The organism is Serratia inhibens (assembly GCF_003591175.1).
In the GTDB taxonomy this organism is placed as follows: Bacteria; Pseudomonadota; Gammaproteobacteria; order Enterobacterales; family Enterobacteriaceae; genus Serratia; species Serratia inhibens.
In genome coordinates this window covers 1,505,701-1,528,057 of the sequence record NZ_QYYG01000001.1, presented here as the reverse complement: position 1 = coordinate 1,528,057, position 22,357 = coordinate 1,505,701, and the positions used below count along the sequence as shown (strand labels likewise).

General features: G+C 60.2%; 26 protein-coding genes. 16 read left to right on the top strand and 10 right to left on the bottom strand.

Translation table 11 applies throughout. From position 1 onward, the window contains the following. Nucleotides 1-72: 72 nt before the first annotated feature. From D4100_RS07275 to D4100_RS07265, 3 genes are all read right to left on the bottom strand, one after another. On the bottom strand, nt 73-747 hold the full coding sequence (locus D4100_RS07275) for a Rossmann-fold NAD(P)-binding domain-containing protein (RefSeq protein WP_199685673.1): 675 nt from the start codon (nt 745-747) through the stop codon (nt 73-75). Beyond that, nucleotides 747-1,769, bottom strand: coding sequence for an AraC family transcriptional regulator (locus tag D4100_RS07270; RefSeq protein ID WP_119803801.1), 1,023 nt, complete (start codon nt 1,767-1,769; stop codon nt 747-749). Before D4100_RS07270 ends, D4100_RS07275 begins: the two co-directional genes overlap by 1 nt. An 82-nt stretch (nt 1,770-1,851) precedes the next feature. Further along, nucleotides 1,852-3,306: an aminotransferase-like domain-containing protein gene (locus D4100_RS07265; RefSeq protein WP_119803799.1), complete on the bottom strand. Its 1,455-nt coding sequence runs from the start codon at nt 3,304-3,306 to the stop codon at nt 1,852-1,854. 176 nt (nt 3,307-3,482) lie between these two features. On the opposite strand from D4100_RS07265, the gene D4100_RS07260 reads away from it, so the two are divergent. The 3 genes from D4100_RS07260 to D4100_RS07250 all read left to right on the top strand — a co-directional run bounded on the left by D4100_RS07260 (nt 3,483) and on the right by D4100_RS07250 (nt 5,675). Further along, nucleotides 3,483-3,671 carry a YjiS-like domain-containing protein gene (locus D4100_RS07260; protein ID WP_065506825.1) on the top strand — a complete coding sequence of 63 codons (189 nt, stop codon included), beginning with the start codon at nt 3,483-3,485 and terminating at the stop codon, nt 3,669-3,671. A 12-nt stretch (nt 3,672-3,683) separates the two neighbouring features. Continuing rightward, the gene (locus D4100_RS07255) at nt 3,684-4,307 is read left to right on the top strand and encodes a glutathione S-transferase family protein (RefSeq protein WP_065506084.1); all 624 of its coding nucleotides are present in this window, start codon (nt 3,684-3,686) and stop codon (nt 4,305-4,307) included. Between the two features lie 237 nt (nt 4,308-4,544). Further along, nucleotides 4,545-5,675: a Gfo/Idh/MocA family protein gene (locus D4100_RS07250; RefSeq protein ID WP_119803797.1), complete on the top strand. Its 1,131-nt coding sequence runs from the start codon at nt 4,545-4,547 to the stop codon at nt 5,673-5,675. A gap of 219 nt (nt 5,676-5,894) precedes the next feature. Here the strand turns inward: D4100_RS07250 and D4100_RS07245 are convergent, their stop codons facing one another. Further along, nucleotides 5,895-6,440, bottom strand: a complete 546-nt coding sequence (locus D4100_RS07245; RefSeq protein WP_065506086.1) for an antibiotic biosynthesis monooxygenase — start codon at nt 6,438-6,440, stop codon at nt 5,895-5,897. 45 nt (nt 6,441-6,485) lie between these two features. Beyond that, nucleotides 6,486-7,106, bottom strand: coding sequence for a hydrolase (locus D4100_RS07240; protein ID WP_119803795.1), 621 nt, complete (start codon nt 7,104-7,106; stop codon nt 6,486-6,488). Nucleotides 7,107-7,245: 139 nt separating this feature from the next. On the opposite strand from D4100_RS07240, the gene D4100_RS07235 reads away from it, so the two are divergent. From D4100_RS07235 to D4100_RS07200, 8 genes are all read left to right on the top strand, one after another. Further along, a complete protein-coding gene (locus tag D4100_RS07235) occupies nt 7,246-8,157 on the top strand; it encodes a LysR substrate-binding domain-containing protein (RefSeq protein ID WP_119803793.1) in 912 nt (303 codons plus the stop codon). A gap of 39 nt (nt 8,158-8,196) precedes the next feature. Beyond that, nucleotides 8,197-8,673, top strand: coding sequence for an OsmC family protein (locus D4100_RS07230; protein WP_119803791.1), 477 nt, complete (start codon nt 8,197-8,199; stop codon nt 8,671-8,673). Between the two features lie 88 nt (nt 8,674-8,761). Continuing rightward, nucleotides 8,762-9,829, top strand: coding sequence for a fatty acid desaturase (locus D4100_RS07225; RefSeq protein ID WP_119803789.1), 1,068 nt, complete (start codon nt 8,762-8,764; stop codon nt 9,827-9,829). Nucleotides 9,830-9,858: 29 nt separating this feature from the next. Further along, nucleotides 9,859-10,791, top strand: a complete 933-nt coding sequence (gene osmF / locus D4100_RS07220) for a glycine betaine ABC transporter substrate-binding protein OsmF (protein ID WP_119803787.1) — start codon at nt 9,859-9,861, stop codon at nt 10,789-10,791. Nucleotides 10,792-10,864: 73 nt separating this feature from the next. After that, nucleotides 10,865-12,025, top strand: a complete 1,161-nt coding sequence (locus tag D4100_RS07215) for an ABC transporter permease (protein WP_065506092.1) — start codon at nt 10,865-10,867, stop codon at nt 12,023-12,025. Next, nucleotides 12,022-12,957, top strand: a complete 936-nt coding sequence (locus tag D4100_RS07210; RefSeq protein ID WP_065506093.1) for an ABC transporter ATP-binding protein — start codon at nt 12,022-12,024, stop codon at nt 12,955-12,957. The genes D4100_RS07215 and D4100_RS07210 overlap by 4 nt, the downstream gene beginning before the upstream one ends. Beyond that, the gene (locus D4100_RS07205) at nt 12,954-13,730 is read left to right on the top strand and encodes an ABC transporter permease (protein WP_065506094.1); all 777 of its coding nucleotides are present in this window, start codon (nt 12,954-12,956) and stop codon (nt 13,728-13,730) included. The genes D4100_RS07210 and D4100_RS07205 overlap by 4 nt, the downstream gene beginning before the upstream one ends. Nucleotides 13,731-13,735: 5 nt before the next feature. Then, nucleotides 13,736-14,518 (top strand): phosphate/phosphite/phosphonate ABC transporter substrate-binding protein, encoded by a 783-nt coding sequence (locus D4100_RS07200; protein ID WP_119803785.1) that lies wholly within the window; start codon nt 13,736-13,738, stop codon nt 14,516-14,518. Between the two features lie 28 nt (nt 14,519-14,546). Here the strand turns inward: D4100_RS07200 and D4100_RS07195 are convergent, their stop codons facing one another. After that, nucleotides 14,547-15,278: an SDR family oxidoreductase gene (locus tag D4100_RS07195; RefSeq protein ID WP_119804120.1), complete on the bottom strand. Its 732-nt coding sequence runs from the start codon at nt 15,276-15,278 to the stop codon at nt 14,547-14,549. 128 nt (nt 15,279-15,406) lie between these two features. Between D4100_RS07195 and D4100_RS07190 the strand changes: the two genes are divergently transcribed. After that, a complete protein-coding gene (locus D4100_RS07190; protein ID WP_065506096.1) occupies nt 15,407-16,318 on the top strand; it encodes a LysR family transcriptional regulator in 912 nt (303 codons plus the stop codon). On the opposite strand, the gene D4100_RS25760 is transcribed toward D4100_RS07190, so the two are convergent. The 4 genes from D4100_RS25760 to D4100_RS07175 form a co-directional block, all read right to left on the bottom strand. Further along, on the bottom strand, nt 16,306-16,482 hold the full coding sequence (locus D4100_RS25760; RefSeq protein ID WP_167669653.1) for a hypothetical protein: 177 nt from the start codon (nt 16,480-16,482) through the stop codon (nt 16,306-16,308). The genes D4100_RS07190 and D4100_RS25760 overlap by 13 nt on opposite strands. Nucleotides 16,483-16,574: 92 nt before the next feature. Continuing rightward, a complete protein-coding gene (gene yedA, locus D4100_RS07185) occupies nt 16,575-17,486 on the bottom strand; it encodes a drug/metabolite exporter YedA (RefSeq protein ID WP_065506097.1) in 912 nt (303 codons plus the stop codon). Between the two features lie 136 nt (nt 17,487-17,622). Then, nucleotides 17,623-18,114: a DUF2878 domain-containing protein gene (locus tag D4100_RS07180; RefSeq protein ID WP_065506098.1), complete on the bottom strand. Its 492-nt coding sequence runs from the start codon at nt 18,112-18,114 to the stop codon at nt 17,623-17,625. 34 nt (nt 18,115-18,148) lie between these two features. Next, nucleotides 18,149-18,802 (bottom strand): helix-turn-helix transcriptional regulator, encoded by a 654-nt coding sequence (locus D4100_RS07175; protein WP_119803783.1) that lies wholly within the window; start codon nt 18,800-18,802, stop codon nt 18,149-18,151. Nucleotides 18,803-18,906: 104 nt separating this feature from the next. On the opposite strand from D4100_RS07175, the gene D4100_RS07170 reads away from it, so the two are divergent. From D4100_RS07170 to D4100_RS07155, 4 genes are all read left to right on the top strand, one after another. Then, nucleotides 18,907-20,358: an MFS transporter gene (locus tag D4100_RS07170; protein WP_119803781.1), complete on the top strand. Its 1,452-nt coding sequence runs from the start codon at nt 18,907-18,909 to the stop codon at nt 20,356-20,358. 33 nt (nt 20,359-20,391) lie between these two features. Next, nucleotides 20,392-21,237 carry an AraC family transcriptional regulator gene (locus tag D4100_RS07165; RefSeq protein ID WP_119803779.1) on the top strand — a complete coding sequence of 282 codons (846 nt, stop codon included), beginning with the start codon at nt 20,392-20,394 and terminating at the stop codon, nt 21,235-21,237. 70 nt (nt 21,238-21,307) lie between these two features. After that, complete coding sequence (locus D4100_RS07160) at nt 21,308-22,018, top strand: AzlC family ABC transporter permease (RefSeq protein ID WP_119803777.1); 711 nt, start codon at nt 21,308-21,310, stop codon at nt 22,016-22,018. Beyond that, nucleotides 22,015-22,323, top strand: a complete 309-nt coding sequence (locus D4100_RS07155) for an AzlD domain-containing protein (protein ID WP_119803775.1) — start codon at nt 22,015-22,017, stop codon at nt 22,321-22,323. The genes D4100_RS07160 and D4100_RS07155 overlap by 4 nt, the downstream gene beginning before the upstream one ends. The last annotated feature ends 34 nt before the right edge of the window (nt 22,324-22,357 follow it).

Here is a 22,357-nt window from a genome sequence, read left to right as displayed (position 1 = left end):
GATAACTGTCTTCTGTCACAGGGGCGAAAGCGCGGGCAAACAGCCCGCACGCGCGGCTTTAACATAGCAGAGTCATACTGCCGATGGCAGCGCCAACCGGTTAATTTCTGCCTGTTCGATGATTAGCAGCGGCGTCGTATGTCGCGCAACCGCCAGCATCGCCAGCCCGATCCTTTCGGTCGTGGTGACCTGATTGGGGAACAGCCGCAAGGCACCCAGCCACAGCGGTTTAAACAGCGTATACAGCAAATGGTAAGCACGGGTTTTGGAACGGATGCCGTGTAACGGCAGGATAGCGCCGGGGCGGAACATCACCGCATGGAACGGTAGCGCCAGCAGGGCGTTTTCGGTCGCCCCCTTGACTCTGGCCCACATGCTGCGGCCGTGCTCGCTGCTGTCGGTACCGGCGCCGGAAACGTAGATAAAAGTCATGGCCGGATTTAACTGCGCCAGTGGACGGGCGGCGGCCAGCGTCAGATCGTAGGTCACCGCGCGATAGTCGGCTTCGCTCATGCCGAAGGACGACACGCCGAGGCAAAATAAACAGGTGTCATAGCCGGCGAACTGCGGCTCCAGCGCCGACAGGTCGTTGAGGGCAGGCGTCGTCAACTGCCTGAGTTTGGCGTGGCTTTGCGCCAGCGGGCTGCGGCCGACGCTGAGCACTTCTGTGACCTGCGGGTCGAGCAGGCATTCGCGCAACGCACCTTGGCCGACCATACCGCTGGCCCCGAAGATTATCACTCTCATCATCTGTTCTCCTGACGGGCGGTCACGCGTCGGTTGCGCCAACGGTTCGGCGTTTGCGATTCCCATTGCATAAAGGCGCGGCTGAACGAGTTCAACTCTTCAAATCCCAGCACGAAGGCAATTTCACCCGGCTCCAGATCGGTGTTTGACAGCAGATGACAGGCCGTGCGGTGGCGGGTTTTATCCAGCAATTGCTGATAGCTGTAACCCTGTTGTTGCAGCCGACGTTGCAGGGTGCGCGGGCTGACGTACAACTCGGCGGCCACGCTGTTCACGCTGGGCCGTTGCCCGCGCATGCTGCGAGCGAGAATTTCCATCACCTGGGCGGGCAGGCTGTCATCCTGCCGCGCCCTGGCCAGCTCGGCTTCCAGCCCGGGCAGCAACCCGGCCAACCTGTCCTGGTTATAGGTAATAAAAGGTAGCTTCATCAGTGCGCGGTCGAACACCAACACGTCCAGCGGCGCGTTGAAATGGATCGGGCAGGAAAAATAGCGCAGCAGCGGGGAGGCGGGATCCTGACTGCGCGTCAGCTCGATCGCCCGGGGTTGGATCGCCATGCCGGTGCCGCGGCGGCACAGGGCAGTGATGTAGGCGAACATGGTATCAATCAGCAGGTCGGGAGCGTGGCCTTCGGCCATAAGCCAGCGGGTATGCAGCCGCACGCCGTTGCCGTCTTCCGTCAGCATCAACTCCTCCGGGCATACCAGCCGCTTATAGCGGGCCACCTTTTGCAAGGCTTCCCCCAAGGTGGCGGAATGCAGCGCCGCGACCGAGGCGATATCGTAGTGTTCCTGCGCCGCGTCGCCGCCGAGGCGCAGACCGAATGCGGCGTCATCGGTCAACCTGGCGAGCGCGCGCCAGATGTCAAAATACTGGCGGGTGGAAAGCCTGGCTTTTTCGCGTCCGTCGCTGAGCAACCCGCCGGGAAGGCCGGCCAGTTGGCTAACCTGTTCAATATCCACCCCCAGCGCCGCGAAGCGAACCGCCAGCGCGCCGGAAACCGGAATTTGATCGCTGCTCATGATGATTCCTTTGGCTGCCTGTTGAGAAAGGCTCCAGTGTAAAAGGTTAGGGCAGGCGCGGATAATCCGATTGCGACAAGCTTTAACCCCGCTGCGCCAGGGCGCTTTCAATGCCGGCTACCGGCGCCAACAGGAGGCTTTGGATGGTCTCGCCGACCCGGCGAACCGCCTGCTCAATTTCTGACGTCAGTTTCGGCGCGTAGTTGATGCGCAGGCAGTTACGGTATTTGCCGGAGGCGGAAAAAATGCTGCCGACGGCGATCTGCACACCTTGTCGCTCCAGATAGCGGTTCAGCCGCAGGGTATCAAATTCGTCGTCCAGCTCAATCCACAGCATGAAACCGCCGCGCGGCTGGCTGACGCGGGTGCCGGGTGGGAAGTATTTCATGATCCAACCGGTCATCAGATCGCGGTTTTGTTGATAGCGGGTACGCATGCGCCGCAGATGCTGCAGATAGTGGCCGTGGCGGATAAAGTCGGCAATCGCCAATTGCGGTTGGGTGGCGGTGGAGCCGGTGCCGATATATTTCATGTGCAGCACGCGCTCCAGATAACGACCGGGGGCAATCCAGCCGATGCGCAGGCCGGGAGCCAGCGTTTTGGAAAAGGAGCTGCACAGCAGCACGCGGCCATCGTCGTCGAAGGATTTAATGGTGCGCGGCCGCGGATACTGGTAGGCGATATCGCCGTAGACGTCATCTTCGATGATCGCCACATCATGGCGCTGCGCCAGCGTCAGTAAACGCTGCTTGCGCGCCTCGGGCATGATGTAACCCAGCGGATTATTGCAGTTGGGCGTCAGCAGAATTGCCTTGATGGGCCACTGGTCCAGCGCCATTTCCAGCGCTTCCAGGCTGATGCCGGTCAGCGGATCTGTGGGGACCTCCAGCGCCTTCATGCCCAGCCCCTTCAGCGTTTGCATGGTGCCGTGAAAACAGGGGGAGTCCACCGCCACGATGTCCCCCGGCTGGCACACGGCGCGCAGCCCGGCGGACAGCGCCTCATGACAACCGGTGGTGATCACCAACTGATCGGCGCTTATCTGGCAACCGGAATCCAGCAGCAGGCGGGCAATTTGCTCACGCAAGCCCATCACGCCCTGAATATTGTCGTAATACAGGCTGCGCAGATCGCCGTGGCGGCCCATATGCCCCAGCGCCTTAATCAGCGGTTTCAGCGTCGGCTCGCTGATATCCGGCATGCCACGCCCCAGCTGTACCAAATCTTCACGCGGTTTGGTGCGGATCAGTTCCAGCACCTGTTCCCATTGCGAAATGTCCACCGGCCGCTGCACCGGGCGGGTGACGGCAGGCAGCTCGGCCAATGTACGCACCCCTCGCACGAAATAGCCCGATTTCGGCCGCGCTTCCACCAGTTGGCTCTCTTCCAGCAGGCGATAAGCCTGTTGCACCGTGCTGATGCTGACGCCGTGTTCCTGGCTCAGCGTACGTACCGACGGCAGGCGCTGACCGGTCGGATAAAGCCCCTGTTCGATGCGTTGGCTAAGGATGGCGGCCAGCGTGGCGTAGCGTGTCATACAGATACCCAAAATGAGAGTGAATGGGAAAATAACCGGCACAGATGGGATTAAATTAGACCATTCAGATACGCAGAGACAGCTTTTGTATGGAAAAAATACCCATGACTTGAATCTGTACCGTTTTTCACCCGCACCGCATCATGAACGTCGAGGCTAAACCGAAGGAGAACGCAATAATGACCCTGTTTGCAGATAGCGCGCCGGCGCGAAGCCGGTTACTCTTTTTCCGTTGGCGTTTATACCTGCAACGCCACCGCACGCGTAAATCGCTGTTGCTGCTGGACGACGCGCAGTTGGCGGATGTCGGTCTGACGCGCGCCGATGCGCAACGGGAAGGGCGCAAACCTTTTTGGCTGGGATAATAAGGAAACGGCATGCTCAAGTTATTGGGTAAGGCGTCATCGATTAACGTGCGCAAGGTGTTGTGGACCTGCCATGAACTGGATGTGGCATTGCAGCGGGAGGATTGGGGCAGCGGTTTTCGCTCCACCCAGGAACCGGCGTTTTTGGCGCTTAACCCCAACGGGCTGGTGCCGGTACTGATCGACGGCGAGCGGGTGCTGTGGGAATCCAATACGATTTGCCGCTACCTGGTGGGCCGTGAAGGGCGTCAGGATCTGCTGCCGCTGGAGCCGGGCGCGCGGGCCGGGGTCGAGATGTGGATGGACTGGCAGGCCACCGATCTGAACAACGCCTGGCGCTATGTGTTCATGTCGCGGGTGCGTCAGGATGCCGCTTATCAGGATCAGGCCCGGTTGGCGGACGCCGAAAGGGAGTGGAACCGGCTGATGGGCATACTGGAGCAGCATCTGGCGCAGGGCCAGGCTTATATGGCCGGTGCGGCTTTTAGCCTGGCGGACGTGGTGATCGGGCTGTCGCTGAACCGCTGGTTGATGACGCCGTTCTCGCGTCCGGATTACCCAGAGCTGAATGCGTATCTGCAGCGGCTTAAACAGCGGCCGGGGTTCTTGCTGTATGGTGCCAACGGTTTGCCGTGATATGAAATAAAATATCCATTTTATTCGCTCGTTCTTCACCGCCGGGTGCAGCGTATCGCGATCATCGCACCGTTGCATCATGGTCTGCAGGGTTTCATGAACGGCATCACGGATATGAGTTTTATTTTTCCTTTGGCTTGTCATTGAAATTTATATTCCATATAACCTTGTCTCAGATGGCGCGTTTCATTAAGCGGCGCGCCGGCCACATTACGGATATCGGCAGGGGAGAAGGTGATGAAACAGGTACGCGTTGGGTTAATTGGCACCGGCTACATTGGGCGTTGCCACGCTATTGCTTATGCGCAGGCAGCCACGGTATTTCCACTGAAAGGCGAACTGGTGCTGGAAATGCTGGCGGAGGTGACGCCGGAGCTGGCGCAACAGCGCGCCGCCGAATTTGGTTTCTCACGTTCTACCGGCGACTGGCGGCAGTTGGTGGCGGATCCGGCTATTGATGTGGTGGATATCTGCGCGCCAAACTTCCTGCACAAGGAGATGGCGCTGGAGGCGATCCGCCACGGCAAGCACGTTTATTCCGAAAAACCGCTGGCGCTGGACGCCAACGATGCCGCCGAAATGGTGCGGGCCGCCCGCGCCAAAGGGGTTAAAACGCTGGTGGGTTTCAACTACATGAAAAACCCGACCAGCCAGCTGGCGCGCGAAATCATCGCCAACGGCGAGATTGGCGAGGTGGTGCATTTCTATGGCACCCACAATGAGGATTATCTCGCCGATCCGCGCACCCCGATAGACTGGCATTGCCGCAAGGCCAGCGCCGGATTGGGCGCGCTGGGGGATCTGGCGGCGCATATCGTTAACATGGCGCATTACCTGGTGGGCGATATCGTGGCGGTCTCCGGCGACATGCAGACCATTATCAAACAGCGGCCGGATGCCAAAGACCCGACGGTGATGCACGAAGTGGAAAATGAAGATCAGGCCAGTGCGCTGGTGCGTTTTGCCGGCGGCGCCATGGGCACCATCGAAACTTCGCGCATTGCCTGCGGGCGCAAGATGGGGCTGACCTACGTAGTGACCGGCACCAAAGGCACGCTCAGCTATACCCAGGAGCGGATGGCGGAACTGAAGCTGTATCGTCATGACGAACCGGCTGAGCGGCAGGGCTTCAAAACGCTGCTGGTGGGGCCGAAGCACCCGGACTACGCGGCGTTTTGCATCAGCGCCGGGCACGGTATCGGTTTTAACGATCAGAAGACGGTGGAGATCCGCGATCTGGTCAACGGCATTGCCGCCGGCGATCGCATGTGGCCGGATTTTGAAGAGGGCTGGAAAGTCTCCTGCGTGCTGGATGCGATAGCCGCCTCCGCCGAGCAGCGCCGCTGGCTGGATATCAATCGCGACTAGAGGCGGCCGGCTATGGCGCGCTCAGGCTGAGAACGCCATAGCTCAGAACGTTAATCAGCTACCGGCTTAATAAGTTATCAAGTTGGTAGCTTAATATGATTAAAACGCACCGCATGAACAACCGAGCGTGCCCCAAGCCGCCGGTGGCATAAACCCTTTCCCTGTCAACCCCCGTAATCGCCCATTCAATCCCTGTGAACTGCTCTCCTGGCAAACCGCTTAGTGGCGGATGAGCCATTGATGGAATACGCGGGTCACGATCGGCATCCAGAGGAAAACCACCAGCGCGACCACGGTAGCGTCATTGAGAAAATGGCCGGGCAGCGTGCCGCCCAATTGCGGCAGCAGCTTGCCCCAGAACCAGGGCACCAGATTGGTGGAGGGGAAGATCACCAGCAGGGTGATCAAAAACTGTTTCCACTTGGCGGGTGGCCGGGTAGTGGCGCTCGGCGGCGTGAACCAGAATTCCGCCCCCGGGCGAATATCAACGTGGTCGTCTTCCAGCAGCATCGGCGCCACTTCTGCGATGTACTTCTTGCGCAGCGGCGAGTTGTTCCACCGGTTCAAATTGTCGATGCTGTCGAAACGCACCAATATCGTATAGGCCTGCTCGCTGCCGGTGGGGCGGATCACGTTAACGCCCAGGTGGCCGGTGAAGCCGGCGGCCTCCGGCATAATACGTTTCAGCCAGGCCTCATAGGCCTGTTCCTGACCCGGTGCCAGACGATGAGTGATCACTAACGTGACATGTTGCTGATGAACCATTAAGTCAACTCCCAAAAAAACCTGGCGTGCAGCCGGGGCAACAGATTATTTTGCCGTGCGTGCCGGAGCAGGAGGCACCAGCGCGTCAGTGTTGCGGTGTTCGCGTATCAGCGCCATCACCGCGTCGTAGGTTTCTTTACTTGCCCAGTTACGTTGGTATTCCAACAAGACCTGCTGCCAGGTCACCGGAGCGGCCCCGGCCTGGATCAGAGGTGCGATAGCGCGCTCATGCACATCGTCCGGGGTGCCGCCGGAGGCATCGGTAACCAGGTAAACTTCGTAACCGGCTTCCAGCGCCATCAATGCCGGGAAGGTCAAACCCGTTTCGGCCCACAGTGCGGAAATCACCAGTTTCTTGCGGCCGGTGGCCGCAATGGCTTTTATGAAGGCGGCGTCTTCCCAGGCGTTCATTGAAGCGCGTTTAAGGGGGACGATGTCAGGGCGAACCGCCAGCAGTTCCGGCCAGATATCGCCGCTGAAACGCTCGGTTTCGACCGCGCTGAACACGGTGGGAACGTTAAAAATCTTGCCGGCTTTGGCCAAACCGACAGCGTTGTTTTTCAGTAGCCGGCGATCAATATTAGTCACACCAAAGGCCATCTGCGGCTGGTGGTCGATAAAAATCAGTGCGGAGTTATCTTTATCAAGTAATTGAAATTCAGACATGATTTACTTTCCCAATCCTACTGCGAATTAACCGCCGTAATGCAAAGCCGATAAAATGCAGGGTAGACAGGGGCTGATTTCAAAGATAGCGCAGAATTTTTGCCATCTTGTTGAGTTTTTTTATACACGGGGGAATACGGTGAGACTAAACCTGGAAGCGTTACTGATTCTGGATGCGCTGGATCGGCACGGCTCGTTCGCCGCTGCGGCTTCGGCACTGTTCAAAACGCCATCGGCGCTGAGCTATATGGTGCAAAAATTGGAGAGCGACCTCGAGATTACTTTGCTTGACCGTTCCGGCCACCGGGCGAAATTCACCGATACCGGCAAACTGATGTTGGAAAAGGGCCGGGTGCTGCTGCGGGCGGCGCAGGATCTGGAACAGCAGGCGCGCTATGTGGAAAACGGCTGGGAGAGCGAGATCACGCTGGGTATTGACGCGTCTTTCCCGTTCGAACGGCTGTTGCCGCTGATTGAAGAGTTTTATCAGCGTCATCATCATACCCGCCTGAGCTTTAGCCATGAGGTGCTGGCCGGTTCCTGGGAGTCGCTGGTGTATGGCTGCGCGGACATTATTATCGGCGCTATTTGTGAACCGCCGTCGCGCGTCGGCTATGCTTTCAGCCAATTGGGCCGGCTGGATTACGTGTTTGCCGTGGCCCCGCAGCACCCGCTGGCGGCGCTGGCCGAGCCCTTGCTGAAGGCCGATATCCGGCAGCACCGGGCCGTAGTGGTGCGGGATACCTCGCGAGTGAATGCCCCGCAGAACCTGAATATCCTCGAGGAACAAGATCAACTGACGGTCTTTGGGTTTGACGCCAAATTGCGGGCGCAGCTCCGTGGTCTTGGCTGCGGTTATCTGCCGCGCTACCTGGCTGAACCTTACCTTAACAGCGGCGAGTTGGTGGCGAAAAAGGTCGAAGCGGAACGTTGCAGCGATATCGCCTATTTTGGCTGGCGTGAAAGCGCCACCGGCCTGGCGGCAAAATGGTGGCGCGAACGGTTGCAGCAGTATGCCGATGCCGGGGATGTCTACCCGGCTCATCTCTGAATAGCGTTTTTTGATGCATGACAAAAGGAACATCGGGCAATGAAAGGTGAACATCGGTACGACGTGGCAGTGAACTGGGAAGGTAACCTGGGCGCCAGTACGCCGGATTACAAATCTTATGGTCGCGATCATCGCATCAGCGCGGCGGGCAAGGCGGATATTGCCGGTTCCGCCGACCCGGCCTTTCGCGGCGACGCCGCCCGCTGGAACCCGGAGGATCTGCTGGTGGCCTCGCTCAGCGCCTGCCACAAACTTTGGTATCTGCACCTGTGCGCCACCTCGGGGATTTCGGTGCTGGCCTATCAGGACAACGCCGTCGGTATCATGCGCGAAGATGCCCAGCGCGGCGGGTTCTTTACTGCGGTTACGCTGCGCCCGCGGGTAACGCTCCGTGACGGCGACGATCTGCAACTGGCGCAGCAACTGCATGAAAAAGCGCACCACCTGTGCTTTATCGCCAACTCGGTCAATTTCCCTATCGAATGTCAACCGCAGGCCGTTTACGCAAATAGCTGATTTTTAACTTTGCTTTACCGCTTTCGTTATTTTGAGCGCCCATGCGGCTCGCAGATACTGGGGAAAATTCCCTACAGCGAGCCGCAGCATGTCCTCACCCCAAAGCCACAGCCACTATCTGCATTCTGCCCAGCATAACTGGATCCGGCAGCTTAAACGGCGCTGGTACTGGCGCCTGGAGCTGCCGACCTGGGGCATTATGGCGGCGGTCTACGGCGGCTGGTTTGGCGTGGCGCAGTATTGGCAGACGCTGGGGCCGTGGCTTGGCACGCCGCTGCTGATCTTGCTGACCACCTGGTATATGTCACTGCAACATGAACTTATCCATGGCCACCCAACGCGCTGGCCGCGAGTCAATCAGCTGTTTGGCCTGTTGCCGCTGGCGGTCTGGTATCCCTATGGCCTGTATCGCGATTCGCATATTCAGCACCACCGTAACGAACACCTGACCGATCCGCATGAAGATCCCGAAAGCTATTATTTCAGCCAGGCCCAATGGCAGCGTTTCCCACGGCTGTTTCCGCTGTTGGCGAAGGTTCGCAATACGCTGGTCGGGCGGGTACTGCTTGGCCCGGCGCTGGATATCGCCGCCACGCTGGCCAACGCACTGAAGGCTATTGTCGCCGGCGAACTGCGCACGCTGGCGATGTGGCTGGTGCATCTGCTGCTGTTGGTAGCGGTGCTGGGTTGGTTGCAACAGCAGGGCATTGGCGTGGCATTTTATCTGTTGGCCGTCAGCTACCCGGCGCTGGCGCTGACCAAGGTGAGATCGTTTTTTGAGCATCGCGCCGTTGAAGCTCCGCAGGCACGTTCTATTATTAATGAGGCGGCGTGGCCGTGGCGGCTGCTGTTTCTCAATCTGAACTATCATTTAGTTCACCATGACCTGCCCGGCCTGCCGTGGTACGGTTTACGGGAAGTGTATCTGGCGGAGCGCGGCGCGTACCGGCAGCGCAGCCAGGGATTTGTGGTGCAGGGCTATGGCCAATGGATGAGCGACTACGCGTTGACTCCGGTTGCCGTTGAGGTTCACCCTTTCAACGGCGGTGAGAGGCCGGCGGCGCACCAGGGCGAATATGACGCCTGGCCGGCAGAGACATTGATTGCGCGATGGAAGCGCGCTTCTCAGGATTTTCCAATCGATCTGGCCAAATAGCCGGAAAACACACAACAAGAGGAAAAAGTATGGCTATCACCCCATCACGTGGACGTTTCTTTGCTCTGGCGTTGACCTTGCTCGCCGCGAGCGTCGGCGTGGCGCAGGCGGCCGATACGGTGCGCGTCGGGTCCAAAATCGACACCGAAGGCTCGCTGCTCGGCAACATCATTGTGCAGGTGCTGGAATCCAACGGCATCAAAACCACCAACAAATTGCAGCTCGGCACCACCAAGGTGCTGCGCGGGGCGATCACCTCCGGCGAGATTGACGTCTACCCGGAATACACCGGCAACGGCGCATTTTTCTTCTCCGACGAAAAGGACCCGGCATGGAAAAATGCCCAGGCCGGTTTCGAGAAGGTGAAGAAGCTCGATTATGACAAGAACAAAATCGTCTGGCTGGATGCCTCGCCGGCCAATAATACCTGGACTATCGCCATCCGTCAGGACGTGGCGGACGCCAACCACCTGAAAACCCTGGCCGACCTGGGCAAGTGGATCAACGGCGGCGGCAAGTTCAAGCTGGCGGCTTCGGCGGAGTTTATCGAACGCCCGGATGCACTGCCGGCGTTCCAAAATGCTTACGGCTTTAAACTGAATCAGGATCAACTGCTGTCGCTGGCCGGCGGCGATACCGCCGTGACCATCAAGGCGGCGGCGGAGCAAACCTCCGGCGTGAATGCGGCGATGGCCTATGGCACCGACGGCCCGGTGGCGGCGCTGGGGCTGCAAACGCTGGAAGATCCAAAAGGCGTGCAGCCGATTTACGCGCCGGCGCCAATTATCCGCGAGGCGGCGCTAAAACAGCACGCCAATATCGCCGAATTGCTGAAGCCGGTATTTGCCTCACTGGATGGCCCGACGTTGCAGAAACTCAATGCGCAGATCGCGGTGGAAGGCCAGGATGCCAAACAGGTTGCGGCCGCTTATCTGAAAGAGAAAGGATTTGTTAAGGGATAACGCCGATCTTCCCCCTCTCCCTTTGGGAGAGGGGCGGGATACGGCCCACCAGACATGGAGCCGGAGAGTTTCTTTGATTATTGCCGTAAAAAACCGCGTTTTACTGACATTGCTTATCCTGTTGCTGCTGGCCGCATTTGGCCTGCCGTTTCTCAGTTATGCCCCCAATCGCCTGTTGTCGGGCAAGCCCATTTCCTTGATCTCCCTGCTGCACGGCCCGGCGCTGTGGCTGTTGGCCCCGATGCTGGTGCTGGCGGCGCTTAGCCTGCTGGCGCCGAACCGGCGTAATGCGTTGCTCACCGCGTTGGCCGCTTCGGCGCTGCTGACGCTGGCCTTCTGGCTGAGCGGCCATGCCGCGCAACAACTGGCGCAGGACGGGTCCAAACTGGCGCGCACCTCCTGGGGTAGCGGCTGCTGGCTGATATTGGCGTTGAGCCTGCTGATGGCCGCGGACGCCATGACCCGCCTCACCGCCTCGCATCTGTGGCGCATCCTCGGCAATCTGCTGGTGGTGCTGCCTGCGGTGGCGCTGCTGTTTGGGCATCAGTTGGATCAGCTTTCGTTGCTTAAGGAGTACTACAACCGGCAGGACGTATTTGACGCCGCGCTGTTGCAGCACCTGACCATTCTGCTGGCGACGCTGGTGCCGGCGCTGTTGATTGGCGTGCCGCTCGGGGTGCTGTGTTTCCGTTCCCGCCGCTGGCAAACGCCGATCTTCTCGACCCTGAACATTATCCAGACCGTGCCCTCGATTGCGCTGTTTGGCCTGCTGATAGCGCCTTTGGCCGGGTTGGCGACGGCGGTGCCGTGGCTGGCGGAGCACGGCGTCAGCGGCATCGGCATGGCGCCGGCGATCGTTGCGCTGGTGCTGTACGCCCTGTTGCCGCTGGTGCGCAGCGTGGTGGCCGGGCTGCAAAGCGTGCCGGCCAGCGTGATCGAGTCCGCCCGCGGCATGGGTCTGACGCGCGGGCAGATTTTCTTCCGTGTGCAGTTGCCGCTGGCGTTACCGCTGTTTTTGACCGGCGTGCGCATTCTGGCGGTGCAAACCGTCGGCATGGCGGTGGTGGCGGCGCTGATCGGTGCCGGGGGTTTTGGCGCCATTGTCTTCCAGGGCCTGCTCAGCAGCGCGCTGGATCTGGTGCTGCTGGGGGTGATCCCGGTGATCGTGATGGCGGTAATCGTCGATTCGCTGTTTAAATTTATGGTTTCATTATTGGAAGTCTCACGCCGATGATTCACTTTACTCAGGTCAGCAAGATTTTTCAGGGCAAGCCGGCGGTGGACGACCTTACGCTGCAGATTGCCGAGGGCGAATTTGCCGTACTGATCGGCACCTCGGGTTCCGGTAAATCCACGACGTTAAAAATGATCAACCGGCTGATCGAACACGATCAGGGCAAGATTTATTTTGCCGGCGAAGAGATCCAGAAATTCAAACCGCAGGATCTGCGCCGCCGGATGGGTTATGCCATTCAGTCGATCGGGCTGTTTCCGCACTGGACTGTGGAGGAGAACATCGCCACCGTGCCGCAACTGCTGAAATGGCCGCGAGCGCGCATCCGCGACCGGGTGACCGAACTGCTGGAGCTGCTGCATCTGGAACCGGATCTGTTCCGCCGCCGCTACCCGCACCAGCTTTCCGGCGGGCAGCAGCAGCGGGTTGGGGTGGCACGCGCGCTGGCCGCCGATCCTGAGGTGCTGCTGATGGATGAACCTTTCGGGGCACTGGATCCGGTGACGCGCGCGGCGCTGCAAACGGAGATCGCGCGCATTCATCATCTTTCCGGGCGCACCATAGTGCTGGTGACGCACGACATCGACGAAGCGCTGGCGCTGGCGGACCGCATCGTATTGCTCGATCAGGGGCGCATTGTGCAGCAGGGCACGCCGCTGGAACTGCTGACCGCGCCGGCCAACGATTTTGTCCGCGATTTCTTCGGCCGCAGCGATCGCGGCATCAAGCTGCTGTCGCTGGCAACGGTGGCGGAACGCGTGCGCCCCGGCAGTGCCGACGGCGAGCCGATCGCTGCCGCCATGAGCCTGCGCGAAGCTCTGTCGGTGTTTGTGGCACGCGGCAGTGAAAGTTTACCGGTGGTAGGCGAACAGGGCGAAGCGCTCGGCGTGCTGCATTTCAACGATCTGATTAGCCAACAGGCGCTGTCATGAGTGCGCCGCGTTTCACGCGCTGGCTGCGCGATCCGCTGCCCTGGACCTTCGCTTTGCTGCTGGCGCTGGTGTTTGGCATGAATCATTTGCACGGGCTGTTCGCTGCCTGGTTCCCCGATCTGGACCGGCCGATCTACCAGCAAGACAGCTTTATCTCGCTGGTGTGGGCGCACCTGTTGCTGGTGGCGGTTTCCAGCCTGATCGCCGTGGTGATTGGCGTAGCGGCAGGGATCGGCGTGACCCGCCGGGCCGGCAAGGAATTCCGTTCGCTGGTGGAAACCCTGGTGGCGGTCGGTCAGACCTTCCCGCCGGTGGCGGTGCTGGCGATTGCTGTGCCGGTGATGGGCTTTAGCGAGCAACCGGCGATTATTGCCCTGGTGCTGTATGGCCTGCTGCCCATCTTGCAGGGGACTCTGGCGGGGATTGAATCGGTGCCCAGCGCCACGCGCGAGATTGCGCAGGGGGTGGGGATGAACGCCAGGCAGATCCTGTGGCGCGTCGAGCTGCCGCTGGCGGCGCCGGTGATTGTCGCCGGCATCCGCACGTCGGTCATCATTAACATCGGCACGGCGGCGATCGCCTCCACCGTCGGCACCAAAACGCTGGGTTCGCCGATTATCATCGGCCTGAGCGGTTTCAATACCGCCTATGTCATTCAGGGGGCGGCGGTGGTGGCCTTGCTGGCGATCATCACCGATATGCTGTTTGAGCGCTGGGTGCGCTATCTCACCGCCTGGCGTCAGCAGACGCCGGTGGGTTCTTCTGCGGGGTAAGGGACATGAAGCAGGTATCTTTGCCGATGTACGGCGTTACGCATCAACCGGCCGAGGCCTTTTGGCAGGTGCTGCGCGAAAAACTTCAAGATTTGGGGCTGGCGGATTTGCCGCCGCAACTGAGTTGGCCGCAAGATTTGGCGCGGCATTGGCAGCAGGGCGATGTCCTGCTCAGCCAGACTTGCGGTTATCCGCTGGTCAGCAGCCTGCCGCAGGTACAACTGGTCGGCACTTACCACTATCGCGTCGAGGGTTGCGAGGGGCCGGACTACAGTAGCTGGTTGGTGGTGCGCGATGATGAACCGGGAGAAAGCCTGGCGGATTTTCGCGGCCGGGTAGCGGCCTATAACAGCACAGATTCGCAGTCTGGCCATAACAGCCTGCGCGCACTGATCGCGCCTTTGGCGCAAGACGGAAAATTCTTCCGCGCCGCCATCGCCTCCGGCGCGCATTATCAATCGCTCAGGCTAATCCAAAGCCGCGAAGCGGACATTGCGGCCATCGACTGCGTCAGCCTGGAATTGCTCAAGCGGGCGCAACCGCAGGCGCTGGCGGGGTTGAAAATTATTGGCCGTACGGCCGTCGTTCCGGGGCTGCCGCTGATTACTTCTGCACATACGCCGCCGGAACAGCTGGAAATATTGCGCGCCGGAGCGAAGGCGATGGTGGGGGAGGCGGTGAGCGACAGCCTGCTGATCGGCGATTTCACGCTGGTACCCCGTTCGGCGTACCAAAAAATCACCGTACTGGAACAACAGGCCGCCGCGCTGGGGGTGACGGCGCTGTAGGCGTTCCCCCAGGCGGCGCTTGCCAAATTTACAGCAGGCCGCCGCCGTCGATGTCAATCACGCTGCCGGTGATAAAGCCGTTTTCCATTGCCAGCAGATACCCTGCCGCCACGTCCGCCGCCTGGCCGACGCGCCCGACCGGCAGCCCGGCGCCGATTTTGGCGAACATCGCCTGACGCTGTTCGGCGCCCAGGGCATCGTAAGCTTCGGTGACGGTAATGCCGGGGCTGACCACGTTGACCCGTCGCGGCGCCAGCTCTTTCGCCAACTGTTTGCCCATCGCCTCCAGCGCCGCATTGATGCCGGTTTTAATTAACTGCCCGCTGAGGTATTTGCGCGACAGCTGGCCAGAGGTCAGGGTGATGGAGCCCTGCGGCGACAAGGTAGGCAGCGCAGCCTGAATGGCGCGCAGTGCGCCCCACAATTTGACGTCAAAACTGGCCTGCGCTTCGTCAAAATCCGTATCCGCCAGCAGTTTGGCCTGTACGACCGGCCCGGCGGTGAACACCAGATGATCGAACTCGCCGACCTCGGCGAACAGCGCCCGCAGCGAAGCTTGGTCGGTGACGTCCGCCTGCATCACCCGCAGGTTGCCACCGTCGGCAGGATGATAGTGTTGCATACACCCGGTACGGCGTGAGGCCAGCACTACGCTGGCGCCGTTTGCCACGGCGGCGTAAGCCACCGCCGCACCGATACCGCTGTTACCGCCGATAATCACCAGCTTTTGCCGGTGCAGGGGAGAAGAAGAGAGGGTCATGATAGGGCCTCGATTGCCATGAATGTCGATGTTATCTATCATCAATCATTGAAAATCCGCGAACAATCAGCCTAAATGGCAAACACTTATAAATTATTTTTAATAATAGGCGTAGCGCCAGGATCCCCATGACATCCTTTATCGATCTCGAGGTGTTCGTTCGTACGGTTGACGGCGGCAGTTTTTCAGAGGCGGCACGAGCGCTGGATATCACCCCTGCGGCGGCCAGCATTGCGGTTAAAAGGCTGGAGCAGCGGTTGGGGGTACGGCTGTTGGTGCGTTCCACCCGCAGCCTGCGCTTGACGGAGGAAGGGCGGCGTTATCTTGATAGCGCCCGGCTGGCGTTAGGCGCGTTGGCGGAAGGGGAGCAGGCGATACGCGAGAAACATCAGGGGCTCTCCGGCGTGCTGCAAATTTCTGCGCCGTCGGATTTTGGCCGCAACCTGCTGTTGGGCTGGCTGGACGAATTCAAACTACAGCACCCGCATATTCAGCTGCAATTGCTGATTAACGATCGCCAGGCCGATCTGTTCCGCGAGCCGGTAGATATTGCGCTGCGTTTTGGCCAACTGGCGGATTCTTCGCTGGTGGCACTGCCCATTTTACCGCAGCACCGGCGCTTAATCTGCGCCAGCCCGGCTTACCTGCAACGGTATGGCGTGCCGCAGACGCCGGCAGAACTGGCGCAACACGGCATTCTGATTTATCAGCCCAGCGGGCGCAGGCAGGCAGAATGGCGCTTGTGGCGTGGGGATGAGTGCATTGAAGTGCCGTTGAACGGCCATTATTTTACCGACGACGGCGAGGTGGCGCGGCGCTGGGCGCTGGCCGGGCACGGTATTGTCCGTAAATCGGCCATCGATGTGGTGGCGGATATTCACGCAGGGCGCCTGGTACAGCTATTGCCGGAATGGCAAAGCGACGCAGTGCCCATCAGCCTGGTGTGCCCGCACCGTTCGCAGGTATCGGAGCGCGTCAGGCTGTTGCAACGCTTTTTACAGCAGCGTTGCCAGGGCTGGATGGAGCATCACTTGGCCTGAATGCCGTCTGCCGGAGCCGTGCTGACGGCGGCATCGCTGGTGGTGGTGCTCTCTTCGAGCGGCGTGGTGGAACGGGTGTACATATTCAGCCCGGCCAGGAATACGCCGCCCAGTGAACCAAAGGCGGCCAGGGCGATAACGATGATAAAGGCTTTTTTCAGCATAGGAATAATTTCGCAGGTTGTTCGGAACAGTGGGAATTATAGACCCTTTGTCGGCGGCGGCATAGGGGCGAATATCTTCGCCCCGAATCATACTATTTTCTGTTTATACGGCTTGCCGGACGGGTGAACAGGTATTTTCCCAGCGTCACCAGCACCACCGCAGCGACGATAATCACCAGCGCGGCCCATTCGCGTGGCGCCAGCGACTCGCCGGCAAAGCCGATGCCGAGCAGCACCGCTACCACCGGGTTGACGTAGGCATAGCTGGTCGCCACCGCCGGGCGCACGTTTTTCAGCAAAAACATGTAGGCGCTGATCGCCAGCATGGAGCCGAAGACGATCAGGTAACCCAGCGCGAAGAAGCCTTTGGCGGTGGGCATCTGGGTCAGGCGCTCGCCGCTCAGTTGGCTGACCGCCAGCAACACCACGCCGGCGACCAGCATTTCCGCCGCACCGGCCATCGGCCCGGCGGGGAGTGAGATGCGCGATCCCAGCACCGATCCAAACGCCCAACTGGCGGAAGCCAGCAGGATCAGCAGCGCGCCGGTCGGGTTGCCGACCAGGTTATTGCCGGTATTCAGCAGCACAATCCCCACCAGGCCCAGCGCAATGCCCGCCCATTCCAGTTTGGTATTGCGCATGCCCCACAGCAGGCTAAAGCACAGGGTAAACAGCGGCACCGTCGCCACCATCACCGCGGCAATGCCGGAAGGCACGTTCTGATGCTCCGCCACGGTCACCAGGCCGTTGCCCACCGCCAACAGCAAAATGCCGATGGTGCCGGCGGCCAGCCACTGTTTTGGCGTTGGCAGAGCATGGCCGCGCAGTGCCAGGAAACTGAACAGCACGATCCCGGCGACCAGAAAGCGGATACCGGCCATCATCAACGGCGGCCAGCTCTCTACCCCCAGACGAATAACGAAGTAGGTCGACCCCCAAACAATATATAACGTGAACAGCGCCCCGATTAACGGCAGGACGTTACGGCTATTTTGGCTAAGCATGGGTTTTTATTCTGTAGGGAAGGTTATTATTAGAGGACTCAGTAAACCCGATCGGGTGGCGGATAAGCAACGCTTTTCAGCACTTTTTAATGGAAAAAAGGCCGGTGAAAAAGGAATGGCAGGCAAGCCTGCGCCGTTACGGGGCCGGCTTGTTCAGACGCGGCCAGCTCACCGCGGGCAGAAAGGCGGCCCAACCGACAGAAAGCAGCAACAGCATGATTTCCGGCGCGATGCCCGGCTGTATTGCTCCCAACTTCCAACCGATAATGCCCGCCAGCGGCCCGGCGATGGAACCCAGGACTGCCAGCGGCCAGAGGGCGGCCTTTATCAGGTCCAACAGCCAAAACCACCAGCAGCCAAAGGCCAGCCACAGGGCAATCATCCATAACGGCAACAGGCTATGGCCGCTGAAATGCAGCACGCCGGCATAGCTCCACAGGCTGTCCATCAGGATACCGGTCAGGGCGGCCAACAGCGCCCATCGCCGCCGGTGCGCCGGGGTAAAGATAAGCGCCAGCACCGCGCCGGCCAGCAGTACGGCATTGACCCGATCGTGGCCCAGGATCGCCAACAGCCAGGCGGCGTTGATCCCCAGTGTCGCCAGCCAGAATCCGGCATGCGTTTTCATTGCGGTTGCGCCCGGTGCATGGGGGAGTGCCTGCTTACAGCAACGAGATGCGATAAGCGCAACGGCGCGCGCCGGCCAGGATATGCTCGGAGCGCTCGACCTGCGCCTGCAACACTTCGGTGAAAATACTCAGTTCAGCGCGGCAGAATCCCTGGCAGACGGTGGCGGCGGCGCAGATCGGGCAGTGATTTTCCACCAACAGAAACGAGCCGTCTTCCTGGGCGCGCCATTCGGCCATGTAACCTTCGCGGGTGCGGATGGCCGTCAGGCGCGCGACGCGTTCTTGCAAGTCGGTCGCACCGATCATCGCCTGTTTGTAGTTAATGCGCGTTTCCTGTTCACGGGTGTCGATCAGCAAGTCGATCGCCTGTTCGCCCAGTTTGTCGCGTACGGTGCGCAGCAGTTGCACCGTCAATTCGGAGTGGGTATCCGGAAAACGCGCATTGCCGGCGGCGGTCAGGTGCCACAACTGCACCGGGCGACCGACGCCGCGCGTTTCCGCCACCGCTTCAACCAAACCCTCTTTTGCCAGCTTGACGAACTGCTGGCGCGCAGCTTCACCGGTGGTGCCAAGGACTCTCCCTGCATCAGACGCCTGTTGTGGGCCGCGGGTTTTCAATAGCGTCAGCAAACGGTCACTGACCGACTGCGTGGTGTTACCGCTATTTTCCAAGTTTATTCTTGACATATTTCTCCGCCTCGCCCTACCATTATTCCAAGTTAACACTTGTTAAAATTAACGCATTATCACCCGCAACTCAATGCCATTACTCTGAAAACAGGACGACAACCGTGATAACTAACGATGATAGCCGTTGGGGCGATCTTTTCTCCGGCAAAAATGGTGCCAGTGCGATCGCGCTCTCGCTCGGCGTAGCGCTGCACGCCATCAATATTCTGGTCGCCACCACCATTTTGCCCTCGGTGGTGCAGGATATTGGCGGCCTGAATCTCTATGCCTGGAACACCACGCTGTTTGTGGTGGCGTCCATTCTCGGTTCTGCGTTATCCGCGCGGTTGCTCAGCGGTTATGGCGCACGCAGTGCCTATCTGGTGGCGTCGCTGTTCTTTATCGCCGGGGCGATGCTGTGCGCGTTGGCACCGTCGATGCCGGTCATGCTGATCGGCCGAACGGTACAGGGGTTTGGCGGTGGTCTGATCTTTGCGTTGTCCTACGCCATGATCAATCTGGTCTTTGAGCAAAAGCTGTGGCCGCGCGCGATGGCATTGGTGTCGGCGATGTGGGGTATTGCGACGCTGGTAGGGCCGGCGGTGGGCGGAGTTTTTGCCGAACTGAACGCCTGGCGCTGGGCATTCGGCATCCTGCTGCCGATCATGGTGCTGTACGCCGGCTTCACTTTCCTGATCCTGCCCAAGGGCAAACCCCAGCAACAGGCGGCGCCGTTGCCGGCGGCTCAGTTGCTGCTGTTGGCGACGGCGGTGCTGGTGGTTTCCGCCGGTAGCCTGGCGGACAGCGCGTGGATCAACCTGGGCGGCATTGCTCTGGCGCTGCTGTTGATGGCCTGGCTGATCCAGCGTGAGGCGCACTCTCGTGCACGGCTGTTACCGCATGGCGCTCTGCGTCGCGGCTCGCAACTGGCCTCGCTGTATATCACCGTCTCCCTGCTGGTGATAGGCATGACCAGCGAAATTTTCGTGCCTTACTTCCTGCAAACCCTGCATGGTCAGTCGCCGCTGATCTCCGGCTACATTGCGGCCACCATGGCGGCGGGGTGGACGCTGTCGGAAATCCTCAGTTCCGGCTGGCGCAGTGCGGGCATCCGCCGGGCGATCATCAGCGGGCCGCTGTTCGTGCTGGTGGGGTTATTGGCGCTGGGTATTTTGATGCCGACACCTTCCGGCGGCCACTGGTTGGCGCTGACGCCGATTGTGATCGCGCTGACGCTGGTGGGATTCGGCATCGGTTTCGGCTGGCCGCATCTGTTGACGCGTATCTTGCAGGTCGCCCCTGAAGCGGATAAGGATATCGCCGGCGCATCCATCACCACGGTGCAGCTGTTTGCCACCGCCTTTGGCGCGGCGCTGGCCGGGATGATCGCGAATCTGGCCGGGCTGAACGAGCCGGGTGGTGCGGCGGGGGCGGCCAATGCCGCGCGTTGGCTGTTCCTGCTGTTTGCCCTGGCGCCGTTGCTGGCGGTGTTTAGCGCCTGGCGCTGTGCGGCAATCGCGCCGCCGGCCGACGAAACGGGCAATTTTGTACAAAACCATCCGTCCACTGAATGATAGAATAAACTTCATTCAGCGGAGGCGGATATTATGGTGGAAAGCGCAGGGCGTAACCTTCGCCGGGAGCAGGCCAGCTTCATGCACGTCGACGAACTCGGTGGGTTGGGGGTGCTGCAGGCCACCTATCGCCGCCAGACTTTCTCGCGCCATAGCCACGAAGGCTTCTGCGTAGGGGTAATCGACGACGGCGCCCAGCGTTTTTACCGGACCGGCGGCGAGCACGTGGCGCCGCTGGGCAGCATCATTCTGGTCAACGCCGACGATATTCATACCGGCAGCGCCGCCAGCGAAGACGGCTGGTCCTATCAGGCGATGTATCCCACCCCGGAACTGCTGGCGTTTCTCTCGCGAGACTTGAAAACCGGTGCCGGGGCAACGCCTTATTTCCCCAGTCCGGTGGTTCACGACGTCGGCCTTGCCGGCCAACTGCGGTTGGCGTTCAGCCTGCTGCACAGCGATGAAAACCGTCTGCTGAAAGAAACCATGGTGTTTTCTGCGCTCACCTGGCTGATGTTGCGGCACGGTAAAAGCCGCATCGACCCCGCGCCGCAGAGTAAGGCGCAGCGCCAGGTCACGCAGGTAAAGGCTTTTCTGGATGATTTCCCCGAGGCAGACATTTCGTTGCTGGAGCTGGCGGAACGGGTAGCGCTCAGTCCTTACTATCTGCTGCGTCAGTTTCAATTGGCTACCGGTTTGCCGCCGCATGCTTACCAAATCCAGGCCCGGTTGCGCAAGGCACGCCAAATGCTGAAGGCCGGCCACGGCGTGCTGGACAGTGCGCTGAGCAGCGGTTTTCACGATCAAAGCCATTTCCACCGCCATTTCCGCAAATCTATGGGCATCACGCCCGGCGACTATGTTAAGTCGCTGAAATAGCCGCGCAATCCTGTGCAATACCCCAGAGTAATCCTGCCGTAGGCTGTGCCTTCAAACCAAGGAGAACAGCATGACGCACTTATCAATCCTCACCGAGCCGCCGGTGTCCCGGCTGCGCCCGGCGCTGCAAGGGGCGGCGGCGATCCTGCCGCTGTGTCTGGCGGTGTTGCCCTGGGGCATCCTGGCGGGGTCGATGGCCATCCAGAGTGGCCTGACGGCGGCGCAGGGGCTGGGCATGTCGGCCATTGTCTTTGCCGGTGCCTCGCAACTGGTGGCGATGGGCATGATCAAAGGCGGTGCGGGGTTGCTGGCTATTTTGGTCTCGACCTTTTTTGTCACCGCCCAACATTTTCTGTATGGCCTGCGGCTGCGGGAAAGCGTAGCGCCGCTCCCTTTGCGCTGGCGTTTGCTGTTGGGGTTTCTGTTGACCGATGAGCTGTTTGCCCTCACCGGCAACCAGGCCCCGGCGCGGTTTAACCGCTGGTACGCGCTGGGTGCCGGGCTGACCTTTTACCTGAGCTGGATTTTTTTCACCCTGTTGGGCGTGTTGGCCGCCGGCAGTGCCGAGGATCTGGACTCTTATGGCCTGGATTTCTCCATTGCCGCCACTTTTATCGCCATCGTGGTACCGATGATCCGTAGCCTGCCGGTGCTGGCGTGCGTACTGACCGCGTTGCCGCTGTCGGTAGCGCTGCATTATTTTCAGGTACCGGGCGCGTTGATTATCACCACCCTCGCGGCGATGGGCGTCGGCATGCTGTGCAGCAAGGAGTGCGCATGATTTGGCTGACGATAGTGCTGATGGGCCTGGTGGTGTTTTTTAACCGTTACTGTTTTCTGGCACCGGGCCTGCCGGTGCGGCTGTCGCCACGCTTCAGACGCTTGCTGAGTTTTTCCGTGCCGGCGGTGCTGACGGCGATCTGCGGGCCGATCCTGGCGTTCAGCGGCGATACCTTGCGCGCGGTGCCGGATAATCCTTATCTGTGGGGCGCGCTGTTTGCGGTGATCTTGGCGTTTTTCTTGCGCAATATGTTGGCGGTGCTGCTGAGCATGCTGTTTTTTATCGCCCTGTGCGGCCTGTTTTAAAATCCGATTGACTAATCCCTAATTTGAGATTATT